Origin of the sequence: Azospirillum sp. 11R-A (assembly GCF_049472615.1) — a bacterium.
Taxonomy (GTDB): Bacteria; Pseudomonadota; Alphaproteobacteria; order Azospirillales; family Azospirillaceae; genus Azospirillum; species Azospirillum palustre.
This window is the reverse complement of sequence record NZ_JBCEBL010000010.1, coordinates 187,231-212,745: the sequence shown is the minus strand read 5'-3', so window position 1 is coordinate 212,745 and position 25,515 is coordinate 187,231. Positions and strand designations below refer to the sequence as shown.

Here is a 25,515-nt window from a genome sequence, read left to right as displayed (position 1 = left end):
TATCGTCCTTGCGCGGGGAACGGCCGGTTAGAGCCAAAGGAGACCGCGGTGCGCAAACCCTATTATGAGAGCATTCTGTTGATCGAGCGGCTTCACCGCCACTTTCTTGAAGTGCTCAAGACTGAGTTGGACCGGCTCGGCATCCAGGACATCAACAACGTCCAAAGCCTGATCCTGTACAACATCGGCGAAGACGAGATGACGGTCGGCGAACTGACCGCGCGCGGTTATTATCTGGGCTCCAACGTCTCCTATAACGTCAAGAAGATGGTCGAGAACGGCTATCTCGGCCAGGAACGCTCCCCGCACGACCGCCGGTCGGTCCGTGTCCGCCTGTCGGAGAAGGGCCTGGATCTGCGCGAGAAGATCAGCGTCATGTTCGAACGTCATCTGACGGCCCTGGAAAAGGCCGGCTTCAGCGACGAGGAACTGACCAAGGCCAACGAGACCCTGCGCAAGCTGGAACGTTTCTGGTCGGCCTCGCTCGACTACAGCGGTTTTCCGATGACCTCGGCGGCCTGACAGGCCGATTTTGCGACGGCCCCCGCGGTTCCGGCTCCCGCGGGCGGCATCTGGTTCAAGCATCCCAGTGTGGCCCTCCAGTTCGGGCAGGGAAGCGCAACCGATTGAGCCGGCACCTTCGCCATCCATTCCGCCGATCCATTCCAAAAGTCTTCTTGCGCCCGAACTGAACCCATTCGCCGCGTCGTGCGTTGTCGTGGATTGGCCTTGGCGCGGCTCCAGTGCCGTGCCGAAGCGATCACGGCAATGGGCGGCGCATGTCTTACACGGTCATGTTGGTGGGGCTGGGATTCCTGATCCTGCTGGTGGCGTGGCTGCCGATGGTGCTGAGGGAATTGCCGCTGTCCCTCCCGATCATCTGCGTCGGTCTTGGCTTTCTGGTTTTCGGAACGCTGGAACTGGAAAACCCGGAGCCGCTGGCCTATCCGGAAGCGACCGAGCGGCTGACCGAACTGATCGTCATCATTTCCCTGATGGGTGCAGGGCTGAAACTGGACCGCCGCATCGGCTGGCGGCGCTGGATCATCACGTGGCGCCTGCTGGGCATCACCATGCCGTTGTCGATTCTCATGATCGCCCTGATCGGCTGGTACTGGCTCGATTTCCCTCTCCCGGCCTCGATCCTGCTGGGGGCGGCTCTGGCGCCCACCGATCCGGTCCTTGCTTCCGACATCCAGGTCGGTCCGCCGAAATCGGGGGAGGAGGACGAGATCCGGTTCAGTCTGACTTCCGAGGCCGGGCTGAATGACGGGCTGGCCTTTCCCTTCGTCCATCTCGCCATTGGGGTCGCGCTGCTCAACGGCAATCCGCCCTGGGACCTGCTGGAACATTGGGTGCTGCTGGACGTGGTCTGGAAGCTGATTGCCGGGGTCGGTGTCGGTTGGCTGGTCGGGCGTTTCCTCGGCTATGTCACTTTCCGCGTGCCGAACCGCGCCAACCTGTCGCGGACCGGCGACGGGTTCGTATCGCTCGGCATCACGCTGATCGCCTATGGGCTGACGGAACTTGCCAGCGGATACGGATTCGTCGCCGTCTTCGTCGCCGCGCTCGCCCTGCGCGACGCTGAGCGCAACAGCGAATACCACGAGCGCCTGCACGACTTCGTCGAGCAGACCGAGCGGCTGATGATGATGATGATGCTCGTGCTGTTCGGCGGGACGATTGCGCATGGCCTGATCGACGCCCTGTCCTGGAGCGCCGTGGGGGCCGCGGTGGTCATCCTGCTTCTGGTGCGTCCGGTGGCAGGGGTGGTCGGGCTGACCGGCGTGGCGATGCCGGTCGGCGAGAAGCTGGCCATCGGCTTCTTCGGCATCCGCGGCATGGGCAGCATCTATTACATCGCATATGCGCTGAACGCCGCGGAGTTCGATGTGCCGAATGCGCTGTGGGCGATCACCGGGTTGATCGTGCTGCTCTCGATTCTCGTTCACGGCACCACGGTGACGCCGATCATGCGGCGGATCGACCGGCGCCGACAGGCCGCTGACCCGCCGCCGGACAGCTCCATACACCGCCGAATGGAAAAAGCAGGCGTTTCGGCAGACCCTTGATGAAAATTGTTTGTGAAGCTGAAATTCCGCTTTCCGTACAAGGTGATGCCCCTGCATAGTGGACGGGAAGGGACGGCGCGCACGGCCTGACGGTTTCCGATGAAACCAAATGAGCAGGCCGGCACGACCGTCCGGGACCCGCCGGACGAACCGATCAGAGCGATCCAATCCGGACGGGCGCCCGCACTATGCGCAACGCAACGCTGAGGGGGAGGAATTCACGCATGATCGCACGTCTTCTGGCCGGTGCCGCCCTTGCTGCCCTGACGATCGGTGTCATGTCCACCGGGCCTGCCATGGCCCAGCAGGGCAAGCTGTCCGGCGACATGGTCAAGATCGGTGTGCTGAATGACCGTTCGGGCCTCTATGCCGACCTCGGCGGCGAGGGATCGGTCATCGCCGCCCGCATGGCGGCGGAGGAGTTCGGCAACAAGATTCTGGGCAAGCCCATCGAGATCATTTCCGCCGACCACCAGAACAAGCCGGACATCGGCGCCAACCTCGCGCGCCAATGGATCGACCAGGATGGCGTCGATGTGATCGTCGATGTGCCCAACTCCGGCGTGGCGCTGGCCGTACAGGAAGTGACCAAGGAGAAGAAGAAGATCTTCCTGATGGAGGGGCCGGCCACCTCGCGTCTGACCGGCGACGCCTGTTCCCCCACCGGCTTCCACTGGCCCTACGACACCCACGCGCTGGCCGTCGGCACCGGTCAGGCGATGGTGAAGGAAGGCGGCGACAGCTGGTTCTTCATCACCGCCGACTACGCTTTCGGCCATCAGTTGGAGGCCGATACCTCGGTCGAGGTGAAGAAGGCGGGCGGCAAGGTCGTCGGTTCGGTGAAGGCGCCGCTGAACTCCGCCGACTTCTCCTCCTTCCTGCTCCAGGCGCAGGCGTCGGGCGCCAAGATCGTCGGCCTTGCCAACGCCGGCGGCGACACCATCACCTCGATCAAGCAGGCGTCGGAATTCGGCCTGACGCAGGGTGGCCAGCAGAAGCTCGCCGGCCTGCTGATCTTCCTGTCCGACGTGCATGCGCTGGGGCTTCAGGTCGCCCAGGATCTGGTGCTGACCACCGGCTTCTATTGGGACCGCGACGACGAATCGCGTGCCTGGTCCAAGAAGTTCTTCGACCGCCATGGCAAGATGCCGACGATGGTGCAGGCCGGCAGCTATTCCGCCGTCCGTCATTATCTGAAGGCCATCGAAGCCGCCGGGACCGACGACGGCCCGACCGTCGCCGCCAAGATGAAGGAGATGCCGGTCAACGACATGTTCGCCAAGAACGGCACTATCCTGCCGAACGGCCGCATGGTCCACGACATGTATCTGGCCCGCGTGAAGAAGCCGTCCGAATCGAAGGGCGCCTGGGACTATTACCAGATCCTGCGCACCATCCCCGGCAAGGAAGCCTTCGCAAGCTTCGAGGAGAGCGGCTGCAAGCTGCCGAAATGACGGTGCCGAAATGATGGCCGGCCGGCACAAGCCATGACGTGACGGAGCGGCATCCCCGCCGCGACGGTCCTGGGGGACCGGTTCGGCGGGGATGCCGTTGGAGAGGGCGACGCTCATGATGGGAACGATTTTCGGCATTCCGCCCCAGGCGCTGTTCGGTCAGCTTTTGCTGGGGTTGATCAACGGATCGTTTTACGCGCTGCTCAGCCTTGGGCTGGCGGTGATCTTCGGCATGTTGAACGTCATCAACTTCGCCCATGGCGCGCTCTACATGATGGGGGCCTTCGTCGCCTGGCTGCTGATGACCCAGCTGGGCATCGGTTACTGGTGGGCGCTGCTGCTGGTGCCGCTGGTCGTCGGGCTGTTCGGGGTGGTGCTGGAAAAGACGCTGCTGTCGCGGCTCTACAAGCTGGACCATCTCTACGGCCTGCTGCTGACATTCGGGTTGGCGTTGATCGTCGAGGGCGCGTTCCGCCACCAGTATGGCGTCTCGGGGCAGCCTTACCCCATCCCCGACGCGCTGAAGGGCGGGCAGAATCTCGGCTTCATGTTCCTGCCCAACTATCGCGGCTGGGTGGTCGTCGCTTCCCTGATTGTCTGCATCAGCACCTGGATCGCCATCGAGAAGACGAAGCTGGGCGCCTATCTGCGCGCGGCGACGGAAAATCCGGTTCTGGTCCAGGCCTTCGGCATCAATGTCCCGCGGATGATCACGCTGACCTACGCCTTCGGCGTGGCGTTGGCCGGGCTTGCCGGCGTGCTGGCGGCACCGATCTACCAGGTGTCGCCGCTGATGGGATCGAACCTGATCATCGTTGTGTTCGCGGTGGTGGTGATCGGCGGCATGGGGTCGATCCTTGGCGCCGTGCTGACCGGCTATGGGCTTGGCCTGCTGGAGGGGCTGACCAAGGTGTTCTACCCGGAGGCCTCCAACATCGTGGTCTTCGTCATCATGGCGGTGGTGCTGATGATCAAGCCAGCCGGCCTGTTCGGACGGGAGAGGTGAGCGCATGAGCCTTCATTCGCAAAGCAGCGGCCGGGCATCCGGGGAGGCCGTCAAAGCGTCGTCGGCAGGGTCGACGCTGGCACGGGTCGGCGCTCTTGCGGTGCTGGTGGCGCTGCTGGCGGTTCCCTTTCTGCTCTATCCCGTCTTCCTGATGAAGGTGCTGTGTTTCGCGCTGTTCGCCTGCGCCTTCAACCTGCTGATCGGCTTCGGTGGTCTGCTCAGCTTCGGCCACGCCGCCTTCTTCGGCAGCGCCGCCTATGTCACGGCCCATACGGTGAAGGTGTGGGGACTGTCGCCGGAACTGGGGATTCTGCTTGGCACCGCGGCCTCGGCATTCCTCGGTATCCTGTTCGGCAGCATCGCGATCCGTCGCCAGGGCATCTATTTCGCCATGATCACGCTGGCGCTGAGCCAGATGGTGTTCTTCCTGGCCCTGCAATTGCCTTTCACCCACGGCGAGGATGGCATCCAGGCGGTTCCGCGCGGCGTCCTGTTCGGCGTCTTCGACCTGAACAACCCGCTGGCGATGTACTATACGGTGCTGGGTGTTTTCCTGATCGGCTTTGCCATCATCTGGCGGACCGTGCATTCGCCTTTCGGGCAGGTGCTGAAGGCGATTCGTGAGAATGAACCGCGTGCCATTTCGCTGGGCTACCGCACCGAGCGTTACAAGCTGATGGCATTCGTCCTGTCGGCGACGCTGGCCGGCTTAGCCGGTGGCACCAAGGCGATCGTGTTTCAATTGGCGACGCTGACCGACGTGACGTGGCAGATGTCGGGCGAGGTCGTGCTGATGACGCTGCTGGGCGGTATGGGCACGCTGACCGGGCCGGTGATCGGAGCCGCTCTGGTGGTGACCCTGGAGAACTATCTGGCGGCGACCAGCCTTCCCGTGCCGGTGGTGATCGGTTGCATCTTCGTCGCCTGCGTGCTGGTCTTCCGCCGCGGCATTGCCGGGGAGATCCAGGCGCGGTTTGAAAAGCAGAGCCGTTCCGGATAGCGGTTCTGATTAAGGCGGATCAAATCGACTAAGAACTGTTTCACACAAAAGACAGTTCGATTTCAAAATACCGCATACCTCGAAAGAAAGGATGTGGCGATATTATTTTGCGCGCTGGAACGTTCTGTTTGCCAGGTGTTATAGGGATGAACTCGTTCGGCGGTGCAGCATAAATGGCCGACGCGAGATTTGGGAAGAAGCGTCGTCCCGGACGAAAATATTCGAGGAGCATCCCGCATGGCTATGGACAAGGACACCACAACCGGTGTGCGTGAGACCGCCGACCTGGCGAAGGGCACGCTCGACGATCTGACGCGCGCCGGCGAGACCACCACCCGCCGCGCTGCCGATGCCGCGCGCTCGATCGGTGGAACCGCGGCGGAAACGGGAGTCCACGCTACCGATGCCGGTCTGGGTGCCGGACAGAAGGCGATGGATGCCGGTGCCGACATGACCCGCCGTGGCGCAGAAGCCGCCAAGTCCGCTATGGGCTCCGCCACCGATGTCGCCGGCCGCACGACTGAGCAGTTCCAGCGCGTTCTGGGCCTGTCCAAGGAAGCCCAGGGCGAAGTCGCCAGCCAGACCCGCGAGACCATGGACGTCATGGTCCAGTGCAGCAGCGTGCTGGCCGACGGTCTCCAGAACGCCTGGCGTGAATGGATGGGATTGGCCCAGGAGGTCGCATCCCGCAACGCGGAGGGCGTGAACGCCCTGATGCGCAGCCGGAGCGTTCCCGACTTCTACGCGGCGCAGAGCCGCATGCTGAAGGACAACATGCAGCTGGTTCTGAGCCGCAGCGTCAAAATCTCCGAACTTTCGGCAAGCACTGCCAACACCGCCATCGGCAAGCTGAACGCCCGCCTGGAAGGCGCGGCCCAGCAGGCGGAGCGCCGGTTCTGACCACCGCGCCGCCGATGACGGCACGTCATCGATAACGAACGGTCTCCATCCTGACTTGAACCCCGGCCCGACAGGACCGGGGTTTTTTCTGCGCCTGGACCGGCTTTCCCTATGACGCCTCGGGCGTCAGCCAGCTGACCGCCGTGCCGCCGCCGGTCGAGGGCAGGGCGTCGTGCAGGGCCGGCAGCATTGCCTTGAGCATTTCGTCCAGCTGCCAGGGCGGATTGACGATCAGCAGACCGGAGCCGTTCAGCCGGAGATGGGTGTCTTCGGGGTGCCAGGTCAGTTCGGCGATCAGCACTTTCGGGATGCCGGTCTTTTCCACCGCATCCTGGAACCGCCAGACAGCCGCACGTTCCTTGATCGGATACCACAGGGCGAAGATGCCGGTGGACCAGCGGCGGTGCGCCAGTGCCAGCCCCTCCGCCATGCGGGCGAACTCGTCCGGCTGCTCGAACGGCGGATCGATCAGGACAAGCCCGCGCTTCTCCTTGGGCGGAAGGTGGGCCTTCAGCGCCGTGTAGGCGTCCGACTGATGCACGGCGACGGCGCGGTCGCCGGCGAACTCCGCTTTCAGGGTGTGGGCGTCGTCAGGATGCAGTTCCACCAGCACCATGCGGTCCTGCGGGCGCAGGGCTGCGCGGGCGACGCGGGGGGAACCCGGGTACCAGCGCAGGGACCCATCCGGGTTCAGTGCCTGTACGGCGTCGAGATAGGGTGCCAGGGCAGGGTGCGCCAGGGGATGGCCGAACAGCCGGCCGATGCCCTCGTCGCTCTCCGCCGTCCTGCGGGCCGCTTCGGACGTCAGGTCATAGCGGCCGATTCCGGCATGGGTGTCGAGCACGCAGAACGGCGCCGGCTTGGCGCGCAGATGATCCAAGATCAGCGCTAGGACGGCGTGCTTCATCACGTCGGCCGGGTTGCCGGCGTGGAAAATATGGCGGTAGTTCATGCGTCGGGGTTTACCCGATCCGACAGCGCCGCGCCAGCGCTCTCACAGCTGCCGTCACGCAGCACGGCTATCGGATGGCTGTCAGTTGATGGCCGCGACCTGCTGGGCGTTGCGGAAGCTGCGGCGGGTGCGCGGGGCGACACTGACGGGATCGCTGTCTTCACAACGGGAGGAGGCCAGCAGCTTGGCGCTCTGCGTGTCCAGTTCGGACAGGCTCTGCCAGATCTTGCAGACATAGGCCTGGGCGCGACGGCCCGAGCTGCCATTGTAGCGGGTCAGCGCGGTCTTCCAGTTGCCTTCCTCGCCGTGGAAGCGGACGAGAAGCTGGCCGGCGTAAAACACGTTGTCGCGCGGCTCGACGATCTTCTCCAGCGGCTGGAACTCACCCCGGTGAGTCGCGACCGACAGCTGCATGCAGCCGACATAGGTGTTGCTGCGAAGCTGGCCGCGATGGTCGCGCAGGTGGCGGGCAGCGTCGCTGACGTTGCGGGCGTAATAGGGGCGACCCTGAACGCTCATTGCGAACGGGTGGGGGGCGCCGTCCTGGCCACTTTCCACCAGGGCGATGGCGACCAGCATGCCGGACGGAATGCCCAGCTTCTGCTCGGCTTCCACCGCGTGGGTGACGCAGCTTTCCTTCGACTGGGTCGCGGTCTGGGCCTGGGCCGTGCCGGAAACGGTGAGGACAGCCATGGAAGCCGTCAGCAGTCCCGCAGCCAGTGCGAAGCGTCCACACCCTGTGGCGCCTACGCGCTGATTTCGTCCCCGCATCCCAAACCTCCTTCTGCTATCGCCCCGTGTTCTACGGCGGCTGTTTGACCCCCCGCGCGGGGCCGTTGTTCCGGTCACCGAGTCGCTTACGGCGACCGCCTCCTACCCAGATGTTCAGCGCCTCCCAATCGGGCGCCGAGGCCACACTTCCAAAAATTTGATCCATCGTCAACCCGCTTGCACCCTGGTAATACCACAGCTTTCGTCCGGCAGATGTCACGCCGAGCCCCGGAACGGACGGCTTAGGCCCTTCGACATGGGCCATAAGCCATTGAATCGCCACATTTGCCGGCGATAACGATAGGGTTAGCCAAGCCGGCTCCACTATCCTTTTGAACAGGGTCCGCAAACAGGGCTACTGCGACCGCGTGTCGCCGGAATCACACTTCGGAAGGATTTTCGCTCCCCCCTTGCGCAGCGCAGCATGTTGGGGCAGTAAACTCCGCCGCCTTATTTCCCGGGACTCGGATGCCTGGGGGTTGGCGGAGCCGCAGCGTCGCCCGGGACGGCCCGATGGCGGGCGGAGGCGGGTTCTCCGGGCCGGCGGCATCTCCCTGGCCGAAGCCCGACACCAGAGGACATTCATCCGTGTCAGCGGATCCCTCCTTCGGCGACGAGCCGCAAATCTACAATCTCGATCAAATGTTCCGGGTTGGATACGACCGGCTCTATGCCGGGGATCATGCCGGGGCCGGGCTCGCATTCCGTGCCGCCGTCATTGTCGATCCCGTCAACGGCGAGGCGTGGTCCGCGCTGGCCGAAGCCGAAGGCGCACAGGGTCCGGCGGGGCAGTCCGCCGCCTGTTTCCGGCGCGCCGTCGCGCTTGAGCCGGGAAACTGGGCGTGGCGGTCGATGCTTGCCGATGCCCTGCGGCAGTGCGGTGAAATCGATGCTGCACATGCGCTTTTCCACGCTCTGGCGGCGGAGCGGAGCGATTCGGCGCAGGTTCGACTCGGGCTCGCCCGCTGTCTCGCTGCACTTGGCCGGTCCGATGAGGCGTTGGAGGAATTCCGGGAGGCGGTGGCTCTGCGCCCCAACGACCGCGATGCCGTGCTGGCATTGGCCGAAACACTGACCGCGTCAGGCGATGCGCTGGCGGCGGTCGAACTGCTTCAGCCGCTTGCCCGCCGGTATGAGGACGATTCGGCTGTCCATCATGCGCTGGGACGCAGCTGGCTTGCCCTTCGCGAACCGGTGAAGGCTCTGGCTGTGCTCCGTCACGCCCGGGACCTCGCGGAGGGGGATGAGGCGGCGGCCATCGAACGGTTGATCGCCGCCCTGGAGGCCGGGGAGGGGGCCGACCTGTCGGCCGCTTATGTCCGTGCCCTGTTCGACCGCTATGCCGACCGCTTCGACCAGGATCTGGTCGGTAAGCTCGGCTACGCGGCGCCGGACCTGCTGCGCTCTGCGGTCGATCGGGTGATGCCCGCTGCCGCGGCTCTGCGGATTCTCGATCTCGGCTGCGGCACCGGGCTGGCGGGGGTGACCTTCAAACCGCTTGCCGCACATCTGGCCGGGGTCGATCTGTCGCCGAGGATGGTCGAGAAGGCGCGTCAGCGCATGCTCTATGAAGAGTTGGGTGTCGGCGACGTGGTGGAGGCGATGGAGCGGACGCCCGGCGGCTGGGACCTGCTGGTCGCCGCCGATGTCCTTGTCTATATCGGCGATCTCGCAGCCGTCTTCGCCGCGGCGGCCCGTGCTCTGGTGCCAGGAGGCCATTTCGCCGCGACCGTAGAGCGTCTGGCGGACGAAGCGGCGGTCGATCCCTTTGTCCTCGGTGCCACCCGGCGATATGCCCATGCCGAAGGCTATGTCCGGGAAACCGCGGGCATGGCCGGATTCACGATCCGCCTGATGGAGCCCTGCACGCCACGCCGGGAGAAGGGCGTGCCGGTCCCCGGCCTGCTGTTCGTGGTGGAGCGGGCGGCGCCATAAGGGAGGCGCCGCAGACCTCGACGCTCTCTTTGGCGGATGGCCCTTTCAGATGGCCTGGGTGTAACGGCCGCCATCGCCGGGCAGGCACCAGCGGGCATGCAGTTGACCCTTCGCATCGAAGCTGCATGCGATCCATCCGGCCCCCCGCAGCAGGCGCCGCCCGTTTTCCGCGAAGGGCGGCATCTCGAACCGGTGGGCAGGCAGGGGATGATCGGGGCGGATCGCCAGCGGCTCCGCCAGCCGCGACCGCCAGCCGGCCGGCCGGCCGGCCGCGGTGAAAGTGGGGGCATAGAGCTGCCACATCTCCAGCCCGCCACCGCGCAGCACTCCCCGCGCTCCCGCTCCGTCTGCAAGGCCTCGGGACGCGATGGTGATGCGGCAGCCGCTGCGCCGGGAAAAATCGCCCAGGGTGCGCAGCATCCTCTCCCAATCGGCATGACGTCCGGCCGACGACAAACGGTCCCCCAGCCGGCCCTCCAGTCGGTTGCGCATCCGGGCCGGAATTGCGCTTCCCAGGCGGTCGAGCAAGGCGGCGGCCGGAGACAGGAGCGGCCCGCCGCTGACCAGGATCAGATGCCGGCATGCGGCAAAGTGGTCGAGCCAATCGGACAACAGGCTCCAGTCCCGTTCGGACAGCAGGCGCCGACTGTTGCGGTCGGTCCAGAGATCGAGCGCAAGAAGTCCGGCTTCGCCCAGGACAAAGCCTTGTGCCAGCGTTCCGCAGGCGGACCCCCACAGGCAATCCGGCGGGCTGTCCGCCACCGACCCGGTCTGGAACAGCTGGACCTGACGCCGCACCGCCATCAGCAGCGGACGCAGGCTGCGCGATGTGGCGTCGCCCTCCTCCCGGCTGTTCCAGGCGCCCGCCAGCAGACGGCCGAGATCGGCGCCATCCCACATCATCACCGACGGGATGGAGGCCAGCGCCGAGGCAGCGGCGGCACCGCTCCAAACCCGCAGCATCCGGTCGAAGCCGGCGGTCATCAGTTCCTCAGCCACACCGGGCAGGGCGGGGCCGAGCCGCCGCGAGGCATCCGTCAGCAAGCCACGGGCCTGGGCGGAGGCTGACATCACCGCGTCGCCATCGATCTGCCCGCCCGCCTGAACCAACAGGTGATAGCGGTCGGCGGCATGCCGGGAGATCAGGTCGGGCCAGAGAGCGGTCGGCGCAGCGGCGTCGGGACCGGCGTCTCCACTCATTCCGCTCCCGTAAAGAATAGCGAGGCGGGGAAATGAGTGACGACCCGGAACGATCACGTTCCAGCGGGGACCGTCAGGAAAGCCGTATGTGACATCGGTGTCGCGCATGCCGCGGGGAACGGCGAAGTCGAAGCGCCAGACTTGGCGGCGGCGCCAGACCATCAGGTGACGCGGCGGGACGGGCAGGGTGACGCCGTCCACCCGCAGATCGTCGGGCTCGACATCCCCATCCAGAACGAACAGCGCCGACAGCCACCAGCGGTCGCGCTGCTCCCCACGGAAGTACAGGATCGGGCCGAGCAGGATGCTCGGCTCCGCTCGTCTGGGTGCCATGCTTCATCCGTCCGAACCGGCCCTTCCCCCAAAGATGGGCCTGCCGCATGCAATAACGCAATGTGCTGCCGGACGGAGAAAAAATAACGCGGGGCGCCCAGGGGACCGTCAGCCGTTCCGCTTGCGCAGCAGCTCCAGCATTCTGGGGGGCACCTCTTCGCTCAGGACAGGGTCGTAAAGGCGATGAAGCTCCTCGACATGCTGGCGATGCTGAGCGAGCAGCGCCTTCGCGTCGGGATCGCTCTCGACCACGCTCTCGAATTCGGCACGCTCCCGCTCGTCCAGGGCGCCGTCCAGATAGGCGTTTATATCGGTCATCGTTACACGCTTCATCTCTGTCGTTCCCGGATGGGTCGCCGGGGGTCTCCCCTGGGACACGATCAACCGTGACACGTCCGGTGGCTCCACCGCTGGCGGACGGCTCGGCCGAAAGGACGCCTACCCCATCTTATGGGCATGATCCTCGGCCATACCAGTCCGACAAACGGCGCGATCATTGCTCACTTTCGAGACGAGCAATCCGGCACTGCCATCCTCTTTCGCGTCGCCCGGCCAAGTAACAAGGCAATGTCGCCAATTGTTCCGGCGCTCTTCTGTGAGGAACGCCGTGCATTGGGGTTTGTTGTGAATGTGCAACTCATCCCATCCATACCCGAACGGCTTGCCAACCAAGAAGAATACCTATGGCTCGATAGGAAAGCAGGTAGCCGCCCGGCGTCAGGACACCCGGCCCGGCTATCGCGGCAATGGCAAGCCCCTGCACCATCCCTGAGCGGCGATGTCGGCGACGGCGTCTTCCGCTCCCAGCGTGGAAAAGCCCCCTGTAACGCGAACGCCCTCCGCAGAGGACTGTGGAGGGCGCTCATGACCGATTTGGCGCTGACGTAGCGCCGACGTGGAGGAATTCCGGTCGATCAGGCGGCCATCAGGTTGTTCAGCCGTTCCCGCGCCCGGCACAGGCGCGAGCGGATGGTGCCGATCGACACGTTCAGCGTTTCCGCCGCTTCCTGATAGGGACGGCCTTCGATGGCGACCAGCTTGACGACCTTGCGCTGGCTGGGGGTGAGGGAGGAAAAGGCCCGGTCGACATCGCGGAAAACCAGCCGCGACATCTGCGCCGCATCGACCGACATGGCGCCGTCCCACAGTTCCACCTTCGTCACATGGCGGTCGCGCTGCAGGTTGTTGAAGTGCAGGTTCTTCAGCATGGTGGTCAGCCATGCCTGCATATTGGTGCCGGGTTCGAAACGATGCTGGCGCGACAAGGCGCGGGCCAGGCAGTCCTGCAGCAGGTCCTCTGCGGCGTTGGCGTCACGGGTCAGCTTGCAGGCATAGCGCTGCAGGTTCGGCATGCAGCGGATCAGTTCGTTTTCGAACGAGTACGCCATGGTCTTTCCTTCCTCCACGGTCTGTGTACGTCTCCCGCCGGCCTGGTCGGCGGCGGCGCCCGTCGCGGTCAGGCGGGGCGCGGAGCGGGGACGGCGTTGGGCTTTCCGGCGCGCAAAGGCGGCGCCACCGGTTCGAAGGGCTGACAGTGTTTTTTCGGTCTTGAGCGCTCAGGGCGTCCTGAGGATGAGCTCCCAGGTGCCCAGGGGCCGGCCCGTCATCTGGCGCGGGTCGGCTGCCTCTGCGGGGTGTTGTGGAACGATCCGGTCGGCGGTGGCGTCATTGAGGCGGTCCCGTTGTTGCCCGTCGTTGATCGTGTCGGGAGCTAAACGCGCCGTGCGCAGGGGATGTTCCACCGCAGGATTCGGAAAGAGTGACATCGGTGGCAGAATCCGGCGATTCCGGTCCAGCCTCAGCTTGCCGGGCTTACCACCATCGAACGCGGCTGCCGGTGCGTACCTGCAACAGTCAGTGGCCGGGACCCAGCAGCTTTTCCAGGCGCAGCGCCGCCATTCCGTCCTCGTAATAATCCGGATAGGTGGAGAAACAGCGATAGCCGGCGGCGGTGTAGAGGGCGATCGCCGCTGCATTGTCGGCCCGCACCTCCAGTCTCATGCCGCGGCAGCCATGGTCGGCGGCGGCTTTCTCCAGGGCGGCAAGCAGGCTGCGGCCGAGTCCCTGCCCACGTTTGTCCGGGGCCACGGCGAAGGAGGTCAGCCGGGCGAAGGGCGTCCCGGCATGGAAACCGACGACCCCATAGGCGCCGGGCTGATGGCAAGGCGGCCTTTCTTGCACCTTCGGTACTGGGCGGTATGCCACAAGCACCACACCTTTTGCTTGCCGGATCGCATAACGGAAGTTGCGCTGCGTCATCCGGTCGGTCGCGAAGCTCTGCTCCTCGATCGCCAGCAGCGCAGGAATATCGGCCGATTCGGCGTGGCGGATGCCGATGCATGCTGCATCGCAGTGGACAGGATTGGATTCGTGACGCATCGTTGATGGGAAATAGGGAAGGGGATGACAACCTACTCCCTTTTACCACAGCGAAACGGCGGTAGGTTCCATCTGGGGAAAGCTTTGCTTAACCAACAGGGCAGACACTTCCCCAATATACGGAGCGCCGTCCTTCCAGCCGCCCGCTCCTATTGGCCTTTCACGCAGAAAGTCAGGACATGGACGCTCGGTTCAAATCTCGCGACATCGAACGCCGCAGCCTCGATGTCGATGGCCTCAAACGGTCGTTCCTGGAATGGCTGGTTTATTCGGTCGGCAAGGATGCACGCGCCGCCACGCGCCGCGACTGGTTCCACACCGTGGCGCTGGCTGTCCGCGACCGCGTCGTCGACCGCTGGATGGACACGACCCGCAGCTATTATCATGAAGACGCCAAGCGCGTTTATTACCTTTCCCTGGAGTTCCTGATCGGGCGCCTGCTGACCAACAGCCTGTCGAACCTGGGCATCGTGGACGAGTGCCGTCAGGCGCTCGACCGCCTCGGCCTGTCGATGGAGGATGTGGTCGACGCCGAGCCGGACGCGGCGCTCGGCAACGGCGGCCTCGGCCGTCTGGCCGCTTGTTTCCTCGACAGCATGGCTTCCCAGAATCTGCCCGGCTACGGCTATGGCATCCGCTACGAGTTCGGTCTGTTCGAGCAGCGCTTCGAGAATGGCTGGCAGGTCGAGTACCCCGAACAGTGGTTGCAATTCGGCAACCCGTGGGAATTCGCCCGTCCGGAGGTGCTGTATCCGGTCCAGTTCTACGGCCGCGTCGAAGAGTTCCGCGACAGCGTCGGCGAGCGCGCCTACCGCTGGGTCGATGCCGACCGCGTGCTTGCGATGGCCTATGACACGCCGGTCGTCGGATTCGGCGGCGAGACGATCAACACGCTGCGCCTGTGGTCCGCCCGCGCCACCCGCGACTTCAACTTCGGCCACTTCAACGACGGCGCCTATATGAAGGCGGTCGAACAGAAGATCCTGTCGGAGAATCTCAGCCGCGTCCTCTATCCCAACGACGCGACGGAGACCGGCAAGGAGCTGCGGCTGAAGCAGGAGTATTTCTTCACCTCCGCCTCCTTGCAGGACATCCTGCGCCGCTACCTTCAGCATCACACCACCTTCGAGAACCTGCCCAACAAGGCGGCGATCCAGCTGAACGACACCCACCCGGCCATCGGCATCGCCGAACTGATGCGCCTGCTGGTCGATCAGCATGCGCTGCGCTGGGACGACGCGTGGGAGATCACCCGCGCCACCTTCGCCTACACCAACCACACCCTGCTGCCCGAGGCGCTGGAAGCTTGGCCGGTGCGGATGATCGAGCGGGTGCTGCCGCGCCACATGCAGATCATCTACGAGATCAATGCCAAGTTCCTGAACCGCACCAAGGCGAAGGCGGCAGGGGACAATGCCAAGCTGTCGCGGCTGTCGCTGATCGACGAGCGCGGCGAGCGCCGCGTGCGCATGGGCAACCTCGCTTTCCTCGGCTCGCACAAGGTCAACGGCGTGTCGGCCCTGCACACCGACCTGATGAAGCAGACGGTGTTCGCCGACTTCCACGAGGAATTCCCGGACCGCATCAACAACAAGACCAACGGCATCACCCCGCGCCGCTGGCTGAAGCAGGCCAACCCGGCTTTGTCGGAACTGATCACCACCCGCATCGGCGAGGGCTGGATCTCCGACCTGTCGCAGATCGCGGCGCTGCGCGAGAAGGCCGACGACGTGGTGTTCCGCGAGGAGTTCCGCCGGGCCAAGCGCAAGAACAAGAAGCGTCTGGCCGCCTATATCGCCCGCCAGACCGGCGAGGAGGTGCTGGTCGACAGCATCTTCGACGTGCAGGTCAAGCGCATGCACGAATACAAGCGCCAGCTGCTGAACGTGCTGCACACCATCGCGCTCTACAATGAGATGCGCGACAACCCGACGGTCAGCTGGGTTCCGGTGACCAAGGTGTTCGCCGGCAAGGCGGCGCCCTCCTATCACATGGCCAAGCTGATCATCAAACTGATCAACGACGTCGCCAAGGTGGTGAACCACGACCCGTCGGTGCACGACAACCTGAAGGTCGTGCTGCTGCCGAACTACAATGTGACCGCGGCGGAGATCATCATCCCGGCCGCCGACCTGTCGGAGCAGATCTCCACCGCCGGCATGGAGGCGTCGGGCACCGGCAACATGAAGCTGGCCCTGAACGGCGCGCTGACCATCGGCACGCTGGACGGCGCCAACGTCGAGATCCGCGAGCATGTGGGTGCGGACAACATCTTCATCTTCGGCATGACCGCGGATGAGGTGAACGACCTGCGCGCCAGCGGCGGCTTCAACCCGCGCGAGGTGATCGCGTCGAACCCCAGCCTGAAGCGGGCGCTCGACATGATCTCGACCGGCGCCTTCTCGCCGGACGACCGCAACCGCTACCACCCCATCGTCCAGGCGCTGACCGACGGCGGCGACCATTTCCTGGTGACGGCGGACTTCGCCGATTATTGCCGGGCGCAGGATGCCGCGATGCAGCTGTACCGCGACCCGGAGGAATGGACCCGCAAGGCCATCCTGAACACCGCCAACATGGGCTGGTTCTCGTCCGACCGTACGGTCAACGAGTATGCCGGCGAGATCTGGGACGTACACCCGGTCAAGCCGAGCCATGACGGCGAGGGGTTCCGGTAAAGCCGGTAATTTCTGAAAGGGCGAACGCGCAGGCGCTTTACAATGCCTGCGCGTTCGGATAAGAAGGCGTCATGAACCGCAAGGCCATCACCATCACTACGACCAAAAAAGCGACTCGCTTCGGCGGGCAGCGTCGTGGTGCGTGCTGATCGGATCGACCAGCGTTTCTTCCACGAGGCAGGCCCCGCCGGACAACGGACGGGGCCTCGTCGTATCCGGGGTCCGCTGTCCGAACGACCGATAGGCCGGTCCGATCAACAGTGCGATAGACAGGACGGAACCCCGCCATGAGCAGCAGCAACGCCTCCGCTTCTTCCAAGTCCCTCCGCGTCGCCGTGGTCGGCGCCACCGGCGCCGTCGGCCGCGAGATGGTCAAGGTCCTCCACGACCGCAACTTCCCGGTCGCCGAACTCGGTCTGTTCGCCTCCGAGCGGTCCGCCGGCAAGGTGCAGGAGACCCCCTATGGCGCCCTGACCCTGAAGGCCTTCGACGCCGCGGTGGTGAAGGGGTATGACGTTGTCCTGCTGGCGGTGTCGGGCGATTTCGCCAAGGCGCATGCCAAGGATCTCGCGTCGGCCGGCGCGCTGGTGATCGACAACAGCTCCGCCTTCCGCTACGACGCCGACATCCCGCTGATCGTTCCGGAAATCAACGCCCACGTCTTCCGTGAGGCGTACGCCGCCGGGTCGCGCCTGATCGCCAACCCGAACTGCACCACGGCCATCGCCGTCGTGGCGCTCGGTCCGCTGCACAAGGCCTTCGGCATCAAGCGCGCCATCGTTTCCACCTATCAGGCGACCAGCGGCGCCGGTGCCGAGGGCATGGCCGAGCTGGAAGAGCAGACGCGCAACCAGCTGGACGGCAAGCCGGTCACCAACAGCGTGTTCCGCCACCCGATCCCCTTCAACCTGATCCCCCAGATCGACGCCTTCCAGGAGAACGGCTACACGAAGGAGGAGATGAAGGTGACGTGGGAGACGCGGAAGATCATGGAGGTTCCGGATCTGCCGCTCAGCTGCACCGCCGTCCGTATCCCGACCTACCGCGCCCATTCCGAGGCCATCACGCTGGAGACCATCCAGCCGGTCACGCCCGACGCCGCCCGTGCCGTCCTGGCCGATGCAGCCGGCGTGAAGGTGGTGGACGATCCGGCCAACGGCGCCTACCCGATGCCGCTGAACGCCACCGGCCAGTATGACGTCGAGGTCGGCCGCATCCGCAACAACATCGTCTTCGGCGACCATGGCCTGGACCTGTTCGTCTGCGGCGACCAGCTGCTGAAGGGCGCCGCCCTGAACGCCGTGCAGATCGCCGAGCTGGCGCTGTAAGGCGTCCGGCCAAGGCCGATCCCAGGGCCGATCCCAAGGCTCTGGAATCCCAGGGCCGGCACTGCTATGTAATGCGACGGGGGCCGACGGGCGTGTTTTGCCTGTCGGCCCTTTCGCCGTTCGTACCGTATAACGCCTTCAAGTCACGGGATTCTGCGCATGTCCGAACTTCAGGACGCCGTCTCCCGCCGTCGGACCTTCGCCATCATCGCGCACCCCGACGCCGGTAAGACCACGCTCACGGAAAAGCTGCTGCTGTTCGGCGGCGCCATCCAGATGGCCGGTGCCGTCAAGGCGCGCGGCGAGCAGCGGCGCGCCAAGTCGGACTGGATGAAGGTGGAGCGCGAGCGCGGCATCTCGGTGACCGCCTCCGTCATGACATTCGATTTCGACGGGCGCACCTTCAACCTGCTCGACACGCCGGGCCACGAGGACTTCTCGGAGGACACCTACCGCACGCTGACCGCGGTCGACAGTGCGGTGATGGTGATCGACGGCGCGAAGGGCATCGAGACGCAGACGCTGAAGCTGTTCGAGGTCTGCCGTCTGCGCGACGTGCCGATCATGACCTTCTGCAACAAGATGGACCGCGAGGCGCGCGATCCCTTCGACCTGATCTCGGAGATCGAGAGCGCACTGGCGCTGGAGGTCACGCCGGCCAGCTGGCCCATCGGCATGGGCCGCGACTTCCTGGGCTGCTACGACCTGATCCGCGACCGGCTGATCCTGATGGACCGCAGCAAGGGCGACGAGATCGACGACGGCATCGAGTGCAACGGCCTGGACGATCCCCGTCTGGACGAGCTGCTTCCCGCCCACGCCGTCGCCAAGCTGCGTGAAGAGGTGGAGATGGCGCGCGGCCTGATGCCGGCCTTCGATCTGGAGGCCTATCGCGCCGGCCACCTGACCCCGATCTATTTCGGCTCCGCCATCAACAATTTCGGCGTGCGCGAGCTGCTGTCCGGTCTGGCGGAGAACGCCCCGCCGCCGCGCCCGCAGCCGGCCGATCCGCGCACCGTCGAACCGGACGAGGAGAAGGTCACCGGCTTCGTGTTCAAGGTCCAGGCCAACATGGACCCGAACCACCGCGACCGCATCGCCTTCGTCCGTCTCTGCTCCGGCCGTTACAAGCGCGGCGCCAAGCTGAAGCACATCCGCTCCGGCAAGCTGATGGCGGTGAACAACGCCGTTCTGTTCCTCGCCCGCGACCGCGAGGTTGCGGAGGAGGCATGGCCCGGCGACATCATGGGCATCCCCAACCATGGCAGCCTTCGCATCGGCGACACGCTGACGGAGGGCGAGGATCTGCGCTTCACCGGCGTGCCGAGCTTCGCGCCGGAACTGTTGCAGCGTGTCCGCCCGGACGACCCGATGCGGGTGAAGCACCTGCGCAAGGCGCTTGAGCATTTCGCCGAAGAAGGCGCTTCGCAGGTGTTCAAGCCGCTGACCGGCGCCGACTGGGTCGTCGGTGTCGTCGGCCAGCTGCAGTTCGAGGTTCTGGCTTCGCGCATCGAGGCGGAATACGGCATCGCCGCCCGATTCGAGGGTGCCGGGCTGGACGCCGCCCGCTGGGTCGAGACCGACGACAAGGTTCAGCTGGAAAAGTTCATCGAATTGAACCGCTCGGCGCTGGCCGAGGACCATGACGGCGCGCTGGTCTTCCTCGCCCGCAACGCCTGGCACCTGAACCGCGCGCAGGAGGATTTCCCGGCGCTGCGCTTCTTGAAGACGCGCGAGCAGAACCGCAAGGTCCACACCGCCGCGTGACGCAAACGCCCGCTCACGTGGCCGTGGTCACGGAGCGGGCGTCCTTCCAGTAGAGAAACCTCACAGACCTGCCCTAACAGATTGACGGCTTGACGGAGTCGGTCCGGTGGCGGAACGTGTGCCGATGCGTCAGATGGTTTCGACGCATAATTAACGTCCTCCGTCGGACGGGCACGGTTGGAAAAGAGGCGGACATGGCGGTGGGATTGGAAGAGCTTCTGGACACCGGCGGTTTCGTGCCCCATGGGGTCTGCCTGCTCTGGCGCCCCGACATCCTGATGCTGCATGTCGCGTCGGACGTGCTGATCGGCCTGTCCTATTTCTCGATCCCGGTGGCCCTGATCTATTTCGTGATGCGCCGTCGCGACGTGGCCTTCGGCTGGATGGCGCTGCTGTTCGCGCTGTTCATCATCGCCTGCGGCACCACCCATTTCCTGTCGGTCTGGACCTTGTGGACTCCCGACTATGTGCTCGAAGGTCTGGTGAAGCTGATCACCGCCTTCGCCTCGCTGGCGACCGCCGCGGCGCTCTGGTGGTTGATGCCGCGCCTGCTGGCCCTGCCCAGTCCACGGGAGCTTGAGGCCAGCAACCGCGCGCTGGAGCTTGAGGTGGCGACCCGGCGCGAAATGGAGGCCCGCTATTCGGGCTTCTTCAACAATCTGGGCGAGGCGCTGTTCATCGTCCAGGTTCTTCCCGATGGTGACTTCGCCTATGAAGCCATCAACCCGGCATTGGCGCGGATCGGCGGTTTGGACCCCGATCGGATGCGTGACCGCCGTGTCCGGGATGCGGTTAAGCCGGAACTGGCCGATCTGGTCATCCCCCGCTACACCGCCTGCCGCGACAGCGGCAAAGCCATCGATTACGAAGAGACGCTGGACATGCCGGCCGGCCAGCGCGTCTTCCACACCATGCTGGTGCCGGTGAAGGACGCCGCCGGCCGGGTTGTCCAGATCCTCGGCAGCGGCCGCGACGTGACCGAACGCAAGCGCTTGCAGGAAGAGGTGATCCAGACCTCCAAGCTGGCGACGCTGGGCACGCTGGCTGCGGGCATGGCGCACGAGATGAGCCAGCCGCTGAACGTCATCCGTCTGTGGACGGAAAACACCCTGACCCGCCTGCATGACAATCTGCTCGACCCCGCCCGTGCGGAGAAGGCGTTGAAGCTGGTGATCGAGCAGACCGAGCGCATGGGCAAGCTGATCGACCATGTCCGCATGTTCGGGCGGCGGGATGGCGGCGGCATGCGGACCTTCCATCCCGCCGACTGCGTTCAGAGTGCGGTCGAGCTTGTCCGCCATCAATATCGTCAGGAAGATATCGAGATCGTCGAGCAAGGCTGGGCGGCGCAACTGGCGGTATCCGGACGGCCACTTGAATTGGAGCAGGTGATCCTCAACCTGTTTTCGAACGCGCGCGATGCGATCATCGCGCTTCGTGCAGCGGGTGGGGCAGCGGGACGCATCATGGTGGCGGTCGGCGACGATCCCGACGGGTATAGCGTGGTCATCCAGGTCACCGACGATGGTGGTGGGATCGATCCCTCGGTGCTGCCACAGATATTCGATCCCTTCTTCACCACCAAGGAGGTCGGCAAGGGATCCGGCCTGGGGCTGTCGATCGGCTATGGAATCATCGACGGCATGGGTGGACGGATCGAAGCGCGCAACGTCGATCTGGAGGGTGGAGGCCGCGGCGTCCGCTTCACCATCACGCTGCCGAGCCAGCCGGTCTCCTCAGTCGACAGGGAGTTCTCGCATGCCTGATCGGTTCCATATCCTGATCGCGGAGGACGAGGTGCTGGCGGCCATGGCGCTGGAGGACTTCCTGTCCTTCAAAGGCTTCCGGGTGACCGTCGCTGCCAATGGGGTGGAGGCGCTGGAGCGCTATGCCACCGAGCAAATTCACGCGCTGGTGACCGACCTGCGTATGCCGCGCATGGATGGCGAGACGCTGATCCGGGAAATCCGTGAACGCGACGCCACCCTGCCGGTGGTGGTGATGACCGGTTACCTGACGGAGGACAGCGACCTGAAGCAGGAGCGCTGGAAGCCGCTGGAGATCTTCAGCAAGCCGGTCAACCCGCGCACCATCTGCAACACGCTGCACCGTATGCTGGGCATAATGCCGGAAGCCTGAGGCTTCCCCCTCAATCCTCCAGCGGCTCGACGTCCACGCTGACGGTCAGGCCATGGCCGGCTCCGCCCAACAGGACGCCGCGGGCCGGGCTGACGTCGTCGTAATCGCGTCCCCAGGCCATCGTGATGAAGTCTCGGTTGGCGATGCAGGCGTTGGTCGGGCAAATGTCGAGCCAGCCGGCGGTCGCCCCGCACCAGACCGAGGCCCAGGCATGACTGACGTCCGCACCCACCAGCCGCGGCTGGCCGGGTGGGGGCAGGGTGCGCAGATAGCCCGAGACATAGCGTGCCGGCAGTCCGATGGCGCGGGCGCAGCCGACGGCGATATGGGCGAAGTCCTGGCAGACGCCTCGGCGGTTGCGCATCACGGACGCCAGCGGAGTCGCGACCGTGGTGGCCGTGGGATCGAAGGCGAACTCGCGGTTGATGCGGTTCATCAGGTCGATGGCCGCCGCGACCGCCGGACGGCCCGGCGTGAAGCTTCCCCGGACATAGTCCAGCAGTTCCGGACTGGAGGCGACCAGCGCGCTGTCGAAGCAGTATTGCGTGATCTCCGCACCGTCGTCTGGCCCGGTCAGGCCACGCAGGCTGTCGCGCACATGCTCCCACGCCGGCGAATCGTCGGGCGCCAGTGTGGGCGGATCGAACACTTCCACCTCGCTTTCGGCGATGACGGAGAAAGTCCGGTGCGGCTCCTGCACGGCGACGTAGGTTACGGTGTTGCCGAAATAATCCACCCGCTCCGTCCGCACGGCCGGGACCGGATCGATGGTCAGCAGGCTGCGCCGGATGCGCTGGCGTGGATGCGGCCGGGCGGTCAGGTGCAGCAGATGGTGGGAGATCGGCACATCCTCGCCATAGTCGTAGGCGGTGGCATGGCGCAGGCGATAGCGGGTGGAAAGACCGCTGCTGCCGGGAGCGGGAGCGGAGGGCGGAGGCGTCATCGCGTCAGGCCGATCTTGCGAAGGCATGGCTGAAATAGGCGTGAGCCAGGAAATTCGACACGTCCGGCAGAGTCATCGCCAGCGTGTCCAGCAGCGTGCGCAGCGCCTCGCTGGAGGCCATGGCGTCGGTGCGTTCCAGGCTGTTGCGCGCGGCGGCGACGATGGCCAGCGCGCCGCCGGTCGGGTCCGTCCCGGTGCCGACGCCCTGGCTGGGCAGCGCCCGCATGTGCCGGTCGAGTGCCGCCAGCTGGAAAGCCAGGGCGCGGGGGTTGGCTTCCTCGCCCAGCAGCAGGTCCAGCACAGGCGTGCGCAGCACGCTGGTCAGGTGGCGGGCGCGATAGGTCATCACGCTCTCGCCCAGCTCCAGCAGCACCGACAGGGTGGCGGCCTGCATCGGCTCGTCCTGGCGGTCGAGATCGGCGACATGGACCCCGCGCATCAGCGCCACCATATGCAGCGACCGCTCGATCCGCCGGCCGATGTCGAGGAAGCGCCAGCCGGCCCCCCGCGTCATGCTGTCCTGCTCAAGACCGGAGAAGGCGGCCAGCATGATCATCGCATCGTCCAGCCGCAGCAGCAGCGAGGCCGCGTCCATGCGTCCCTTAGGCTGCTGGGTCTGGCGGTCGATTGCCGATACCACCCGCCACATGTCCATCGACAGGCGGTCGCGCACCGAATAGGCGGTGCGGTGCAGCCTCAGCACCTGGGCACGCAGGCTGTTGGGATGGTCCGGGTCCGTCACCGCCGCATGCAGCGCATCGCGCAGGCCGCGGCTGGTTCCGCTTTCCGTCACCCGCGCCAGTTCCGCCGGGATCATGCCGAGCGAGCCGAGCAGGTCGAGCAGCGGGCGCTGCTGCAGGGTGGCGCCCGGCATGTTGCTGTCGATCAGGCGGCTTTGCGTCGCGCGCAGCAGACGCAGAGCGCCCTCCGCCCGTTCGGCATAGCGGCCGAGCCAATAGAGGCCGTCGGCGACGCGGCTGGGCAGGTCGTTGGCGGATGGACGCGCACCGCTGGCCGTCGGCTCCATTGCCAGCGCCGACGGGCGCGGCTGGCCGGATGCCACGTCGGCACGCCGCGGCGCCAGGATCCAGGTATCCTTGCTGCCGCCGCCGCTCTGCATCGACACGACCAGCCGCCCCGATTCGCTGGACACACGGGTCAGGCCGCCGGGCATCACCGCATAGCCGCCGCTGGGGGTGGCGCAGAGGAAGACGCGCAGCACCAGCGGGCGCGGCTGGAGCCGGCCGTCCTGCCAGACCGGGGCGGTGGAGAGCGCCATCTGCTCCTGCGCCACGAAATACCAGGGGCGGCGCTTGATCCGCTCGGTCAGGGCAGAGCGTTCGGCAGCCGACAGCTGGGCGCCGAAGATCGGCTCGAAGGACAGCGACGGGAAGGCCGGCTTGATCACCAGACCGTCGAGATGGTCGATGACGTAGGCGCGTTCCGCATCGTTGCCGCACCACCAGCTGGCGACGCCGGGCAGCCGCAGCTCTTCCCCCAGCAGGTGGCGGCACAGCGTCGGCAGCGACGACTTCATCGCCATCGATTCCATCAGGCCGGAGCCGAGCGCGTTGGCCATCACGACGGTGCCGGCCCGAACCGCCTCGATCAGCCCGGCGACGCCGAGCGAACTGTCGGCGCGCATCTCCAGCGGGTCGGCGAAATCGGCGTCGAGCCGGCGCAGGATGACGTCCACCTGCTCCAGCCCGGACAGCGTCTTCAGATAGACCGTCCGGTCGCGCACCGTCAGATCCGCCCCTTCCACCAGGGTCAGGCCGAGATAGCGGGCGAGATAGACATGCTCGAAATAGGTTTCGTTGTAGGGGCCGGGGGTCAGCAGCACCACGCGCGGCAATCGCCCGGCGGAGCTCGTCCGCGGTGCGATGGAGAAAAGCGTTTCCTTGAAGGTGTCGAAGAAGCCGCTCAGTCGCTCCACCTGGCAATGGCGGAAGCTGTCGGGCAGGACCTTGGCGATAACCGCGCGGTTTTCCAGCGCATAGCCGCTGCCGCTCGGCGCCTGGGTCCGGTCGGACAGCACCCACCAGCGACCGTCGGGCGCACGGGCGAGGTCGACGGCGTAGAAATGCAGATGGACGTCGTTCGGAACCCGGATGCCGTGGACCGCGCGGCGGAAGCCGGGGTCGGCATGGATCACCGATGGCGGCAACCGGCCATAGCGGGTCAGCGTCTGCGGTCCATAGATGTCGGTCAGGATGGCGTTCAGCAGCGACGCCCGCTGGATCAGCCCCGATTCGATGGCCTTCCATTCATGGGCCGGCAGCAGCAGCGGCATCATGTCGAGCGGCCAGGGCCGCTCCATCCCGTTGGGATCGCCGTAGATGTTGTAGGTGACGCCGTTCTGGTGCAGAAGCCGCCGCGCTTCCTCCCAGCGTTGCGCCATCTGTTCGGAGTCGAGCGGCCCCAGCGAACTCATGAAAATCTGCCAGTGCGGCCGCAGCCGGCCCTGGCCGTTCACCATCTCGTCATAGACCTGTCCGGAGCCGTAGCCGATGGCGTCGGCCTCGCCGAACAGCGATCCCTGGGTGAAAGGGACCGGCGGCATCCCGGACGGGACCACGGATGTCGGCGCGCGGAATGGCTGATCGGGCTGGGACAAGGTCTGACTGGTGCGTATTGCCTATGAAGGAAGCAACAGTC

General features: G+C 65.6%; 21 protein-coding genes. 12 read left to right on the top strand and 9 right to left on the bottom strand.

All coding sequences use genetic code 11. From position 1 onward, the window contains the following. The first annotated feature begins 48 nt into the window (after positions 1 to 48). From VH569_RS16280 to VH569_RS16255, 6 genes are all read left to right on the top strand, one after another. Positions 49 to 522, top strand: coding sequence for a MarR family winged helix-turn-helix transcriptional regulator (locus tag VH569_RS16280; protein ID WP_045580172.1), 474 nt, complete (start codon positions 49 to 51; stop codon positions 520 to 522). A 257-nt stretch (positions 523 to 779) separates the two neighbouring features. Next, positions 780 to 2,072 carry a cation:proton antiporter gene (locus VH569_RS16275; RefSeq protein ID WP_423316267.1) on the top strand — a complete coding sequence of 431 codons (1,293 nt, stop codon included), beginning with the start codon at positions 780 to 782 and terminating at the stop codon, positions 2,070 to 2,072. 224 nt (positions 2,073 to 2,296) lie between these two features. After that, on the top strand, positions 2,297 to 3,526 hold the full coding sequence (locus tag VH569_RS16270; RefSeq protein ID WP_423316266.1) for an ABC transporter substrate-binding protein: 1,230 nt from the start codon (positions 2,297 to 2,299) through the stop codon (positions 3,524 to 3,526). Positions 3,527 to 3,644: 118 nt separating this feature from the next. Then, positions 3,645 to 4,532, top strand: a complete 888-nt coding sequence (locus tag VH569_RS16265) for a branched-chain amino acid ABC transporter permease (RefSeq protein WP_423316285.1) — start codon at positions 3,645 to 3,647, stop codon at positions 4,530 to 4,532. Between the two features lie 4 nt (positions 4,533 to 4,536). Further along, positions 4,537 to 5,532, top strand: coding sequence for a branched-chain amino acid ABC transporter permease (locus VH569_RS16260; RefSeq protein ID WP_423316265.1), 996 nt, complete (start codon positions 4,537 to 4,539; stop codon positions 5,530 to 5,532). A 237-nt stretch (positions 5,533 to 5,769) separates the two neighbouring features. Beyond that, positions 5,770 to 6,432: a phasin family protein gene (locus VH569_RS16255; protein ID WP_423316264.1), complete on the top strand. Its 663-nt coding sequence runs from the start codon at positions 5,770 to 5,772 to the stop codon at positions 6,430 to 6,432. A gap of 109 nt (positions 6,433 to 6,541) precedes the next feature. Here VH569_RS16255 and VH569_RS16250 read toward each other — a convergent pair whose 3' ends face one another. Together VH569_RS16250 and VH569_RS16245 are read right to left on the bottom strand one after the other, a co-directional pair. After that, positions 6,542 to 7,384, bottom strand: a complete 843-nt coding sequence (locus VH569_RS16250) for a 23S rRNA (adenine(2030)-N(6))-methyltransferase RlmJ (protein ID WP_423316263.1) — start codon at positions 7,382 to 7,384, stop codon at positions 6,542 to 6,544. Between the two features lie 81 nt (positions 7,385 to 7,465). Then, positions 7,466 to 8,077, bottom strand: coding sequence for a transglycosylase SLT domain-containing protein (locus VH569_RS16245; protein WP_244592814.1), 612 nt, complete (start codon positions 8,075 to 8,077; stop codon positions 7,466 to 7,468). A 546-nt stretch (positions 8,078 to 8,623) separates the two neighbouring features. On the opposite strand from VH569_RS16245, the gene VH569_RS16240 reads away from it, so the two are divergent. Further along, complete coding sequence (locus tag VH569_RS16240; protein WP_423316262.1) at positions 8,624 to 10,090, top strand: tetratricopeptide repeat protein; 1,467 nt, start codon at positions 8,624 to 8,626, stop codon at positions 10,088 to 10,090. 45 nt (positions 10,091 to 10,135) lie between these two features. Here VH569_RS16240 and VH569_RS16235 read toward each other — a convergent pair whose 3' ends face one another. From VH569_RS16235 to VH569_RS16215, 5 genes are all read right to left on the bottom strand, one after another. Then, a complete protein-coding gene (locus VH569_RS16235; protein WP_423316261.1) occupies positions 10,136 to 11,623 on the bottom strand; it encodes a hypothetical protein in 1,488 nt (495 codons plus the stop codon). Between the two features lie 108 nt (positions 11,624 to 11,731). Further along, a complete protein-coding gene (locus VH569_RS16230; RefSeq protein WP_109051541.1) occupies positions 11,732 to 11,956 on the bottom strand; it encodes an anti-sigma factor family protein in 225 nt (74 codons plus the stop codon). 581 nt (positions 11,957 to 12,537) lie between these two features. Further along, entirely contained in the window at positions 12,538 to 13,011 is a 474-nt protein-coding gene (locus tag VH569_RS16225; protein ID WP_042695558.1) for a sigma-70 family RNA polymerase sigma factor, read from the bottom strand. A gap of 168 nt (positions 13,012 to 13,179) precedes the next feature. Further along, complete coding sequence (locus tag VH569_RS16220) at positions 13,180 to 13,389, bottom strand: hypothetical protein (RefSeq protein WP_423316260.1); 210 nt, start codon at positions 13,387 to 13,389, stop codon at positions 13,180 to 13,182. A gap of 88 nt (positions 13,390 to 13,477) precedes the next feature. Then, positions 13,478 to 14,002 carry a GNAT family N-acetyltransferase gene (locus VH569_RS16215; RefSeq protein WP_423316259.1) on the bottom strand — a complete coding sequence of 175 codons (525 nt, stop codon included), beginning with the start codon at positions 14,000 to 14,002 and terminating at the stop codon, positions 13,478 to 13,480. 179 nt (positions 14,003 to 14,181) lie between these two features. Here VH569_RS16215 and VH569_RS16210 point away from each other — a divergent pair, with 179 nt between their 5' ends. The 5 genes from VH569_RS16210 (at position 14,182) to VH569_RS16190 (ending at position 21,914) form a co-directional block, all read left to right on the top strand. Next, entirely contained in the window at positions 14,182 to 16,680 is a 2,499-nt protein-coding gene (locus VH569_RS16210) for a glycogen/starch/alpha-glucan phosphorylase (RefSeq protein ID WP_423316258.1), read from the top strand. Between the two features lie 287 nt (positions 16,681 to 16,967). After that, positions 16,968 to 18,008: an aspartate-semialdehyde dehydrogenase gene (locus tag VH569_RS16205; RefSeq protein ID WP_376959323.1), complete on the top strand. Its 1,041-nt coding sequence runs from the start codon at positions 16,968 to 16,970 to the stop codon at positions 18,006 to 18,008. Between the two features lie 159 nt (positions 18,009 to 18,167). Beyond that, complete coding sequence (locus VH569_RS16200) at positions 18,168 to 19,775, top strand: peptide chain release factor 3 (RefSeq protein ID WP_098739804.1); 1,608 nt, start codon at positions 18,168 to 18,170, stop codon at positions 19,773 to 19,775. A gap of 194 nt (positions 19,776 to 19,969) precedes the next feature. Then, positions 19,970 to 21,541 carry an ATP-binding protein gene (locus VH569_RS16195; RefSeq protein ID WP_423316257.1) on the top strand — a complete coding sequence of 524 codons (1,572 nt, stop codon included), beginning with the start codon at positions 19,970 to 19,972 and terminating at the stop codon, positions 21,539 to 21,541. After that, positions 21,534 to 21,914, top strand: a complete 381-nt coding sequence (locus VH569_RS16190; RefSeq protein WP_423316256.1) for a response regulator — start codon at positions 21,534 to 21,536, stop codon at positions 21,912 to 21,914. Before VH569_RS16195 ends, VH569_RS16190 begins: the two co-directional genes overlap by 8 nt. Before the next feature lie 10 nt (positions 21,915 to 21,924). Here the strand turns inward: VH569_RS16190 and VH569_RS16185 are convergent, their stop codons facing one another. Both VH569_RS16185 and VH569_RS16180 read right to left on the bottom strand, forming a co-directional pair. Next, positions 21,925 to 22,857, bottom strand: a complete 933-nt coding sequence (locus tag VH569_RS16185; RefSeq protein WP_423316255.1) for a transglutaminase family protein — start codon at positions 22,855 to 22,857, stop codon at positions 21,925 to 21,927. 4 nt (positions 22,858 to 22,861) lie between these two features. Beyond that, entirely contained in the window at positions 22,862 to 25,420 is a 2,559-nt protein-coding gene (locus tag VH569_RS16180; RefSeq protein ID WP_423316254.1) for a circularly permuted type 2 ATP-grasp protein, read from the bottom strand. Positions 25,421 to 25,515: the final 95 nt, after the last annotated feature.